Source organism: Nocardiopsis sp. TNDT3 (assembly GCF_003427465.1).
Classification (GTDB): Bacteria; Actinomycetota; Actinomycetes; order Streptosporangiales; family Streptosporangiaceae; genus Nocardiopsis; species Nocardiopsis dassonvillei.
Map to the genome: position 1 here is coordinate 1 of NZ_QPFC01001347.1, position 2,429 is coordinate 2,429.

Below are 2,429 nucleotides of genomic sequence, written 5' to 3' on the forward strand. Positions count from 1 at the left end.
CGCCACGAGACCAGCGCGCCCGCCCACCCCACCCAGGCGCCCACGTCCTGGCGGGTCCCGCGCACAGTACACGGAGAGGCCCATGGCAAGCCACGACACCACCACGCTGCCGGCCGGAGCCACCGCCCGCCTGGGACAGGCGCCCGCACCCGAGATCCTGGACCCGGCCGAGCGCATGAGTGTCGACGAGCTTCGCGCCCTGCAGCTCAAGCGCCTCCGGTGGACCCTGGAGCACGCCTACGCCAACGTGCCCCTGTACCGCCGCAAGTTCGACGAGGCCGGGGTGCGCCCCGAGGACCTGCGCGAACTGGCGGACCTGCGCCACTTCCCGCACACCACCAAGGCCGACCTGCGCGACAACTACCCCTTCGGGATGTTCGCCGTCCCCCAGGACAGGGTCAGCCGCATCCACGCCTCCAGCGGGACCACCGGCCGCCCCACCGTCGTGGGCTACACCCGCGAGGACATCGACACCTGGGCCGAGGTGGTGGCCCGCTCCATCCGCGCCGCGGGCGGACGCCCCGGGCACAAGGTGCACGTCTCCTACGGCTACGGGCTCTTCACCGGCGGGCTGGGCGCCCACTACGGCGCCGAGAGGCTCGGCTGCACGGTCATCCCCGCCTCGGGCGGGCAGACGGCCAAGCAGGTGCAGCTCATCCAGGACTTCGAGCCCGACATCATCATGGTCACCCCCAGCTACATGCTGACACTGATGGACGAGTTCGAGCATCAGGGAATCGACCCGCGTACGACCTCGCTCAAGGTCGGCATCTTCGGCGCCGAGCCCTGGACCGAGAAGATGCGCACCGAGATCGAGGAGCGCTTCGACATCCACGCCGTGGACATCTACGGCCTGTCCGAGGTCATGGGTCCGGGCGTGGCCAACGAGTGCGTGGAGACCAAGGACGGCCTGCACGTGTGGGAGGACCACTTCTACCCCGAGGTGCTCGACCCCGTCACCCAGGACGTGCTGCCCGACGGGTCCAACGGCGAACTGGTCTTCACCTCGCTGACCAAGCAGGCCATGCCGGTGATCCGCTACCGCACCCGCGACCTGACCGCGCTGCGCCCGGGCACGGCCCGGCCCATGCGGCGCATGGACAAGGTGACCGGCCGCAGCGACGACATGATCATCCTGCGCGGCGTGAACGTCTTCCCGACCCAGATCGAGGAGATCGTGCTGGGCCTGGACGGGCTGGCCCCGCACTTCCAGCTGGTGCTGACCAAGGAGGGGCGCCTGGACCGCATGGCGGTGCGCATCGAGGCGGCCCCGGACTGCACCGCCGAGCGGCGCGTGGCCCTGAGTGAGCAGATCGTGGCGACGGTCAAGGACAGGGTCGGCGTGAGCGTGACCGTGGACGTGGTCGACCCCGAACAGATCGAGCGCTCGGTGGGCAAGTTCCGCCGCATCATCGACCAGCGTCCCAAGGAGTGACGGGACGCGAATGACGCACGGCCGCCGCGGGGCGGATGGGAGGACTCCGCGGCGGCCGTGTCGTGTGCGGCGAGGAGTCGGGGCGGGTCGCCCGGCGGGCGGGAACGGGCGGAGGCGCTGCGCGGGGCGGGATGTCGCACCGCCCTGGCAGAGTGTCGCCCATGCCCGTGACGCACCCGTTGACCTTCCCCCGCCCACGGGCGTTTCGGGCTCAGCGTCATCCCGAGAGGCCAGACGGTGCGGCTGGACGAGCCCGGGAGGGTGTTCACCGCCGGGGGCGAGGCCTGAGCTCCGGGGCGGGGCGGCCCCTCAGGAGGCGTCGGCGCGTCCGTGCAGCAGGCAGAACTCGTTGCCCTCGGGGTCGGCCAGCACCGTCCACCGGGCGTCCTCGGGCTGCCCCACGTCCACCTTCACCGCGCCCAGCCCCAGCAGCCTCTCCAGTTCCTGGGCCACCGTCAGTCCGCCGGTGACGCGCAGGTCCAGGTGCAGGCGGTTCTTGACGCTCTTGCGCTCGGGCACGGTGAACACGTCGACCCCCAGGTCCGCCCCCTCGTGCGGAGCGAGGCTGAACCCGTCCTCGGCCTCCTCCACGATCGGCCAGTCCAGCACACGGCTCCAGAACGCGGCCACGGTCTCGGCGTCGACCGCGTCGATGGCGATCACACAGATACGGCTTCCCATACCCGCACCCTACGGGTGACCGCCGACAACCCGCCCGGAGGCGGCTAACCCGCGCGGCCGTCCTCCAGGCGCGCGTCGCGCACCGCGTTGGCGACGAGCACCCGGTTCGGCGCGTCCAGCTTGGCCATCACCCGGCCGACGACCGCCTTGACGTTGCTGACGCTCATGAACAGGTCCTCGGCGATCTCGGTGTTGGACAGGCCCCGGCTCACGGCCAGGGCCACCTCGCGCTCGCGGTCGGAGAGCGCGGACAGGCGTTCGCGGGCCCGGTCTCGCGCCTCGTCGTCCCCGCCGCCGACGGCCAGGCCGATGA

General features: G+C 71.7%; 3 protein-coding genes. 1 reads left to right on the top strand and 2 read right to left on the bottom strand.

The annotated features are described in order from the left end of the window. Positions 1–82 precede the first annotated feature (82 nt). Positions 83–1,435: a phenylacetate--CoA ligase PaaK gene (gene paaK, locus DQW06_RS27660; protein WP_013153513.1), complete on the top strand. Its 1,353-nt coding sequence runs from the start codon at positions 83–85 to the stop codon at positions 1,433–1,435. 309 nt (positions 1,436–1,744) lie between these two features. Here the strand turns inward: paaK and DQW06_RS27665 are convergent, their stop codons facing one another. Together DQW06_RS27665 and DQW06_RS27670 are read right to left on the bottom strand one after the other, a co-directional pair. Beyond that, positions 1,745–2,116 (bottom strand): VOC family protein, encoded by a 372-nt coding sequence (locus DQW06_RS27665; protein ID WP_026338752.1) that lies wholly within the window; start codon positions 2,114–2,116, stop codon positions 1,745–1,747. Positions 2,117–2,160: 44 nt separating this feature from the next. Then, positions 2,161–2,429 (bottom strand): helix-turn-helix transcriptional regulator (locus DQW06_RS27670; protein WP_198662571.1); only part of this gene is annotated, 269 nt, incomplete at its 5' end.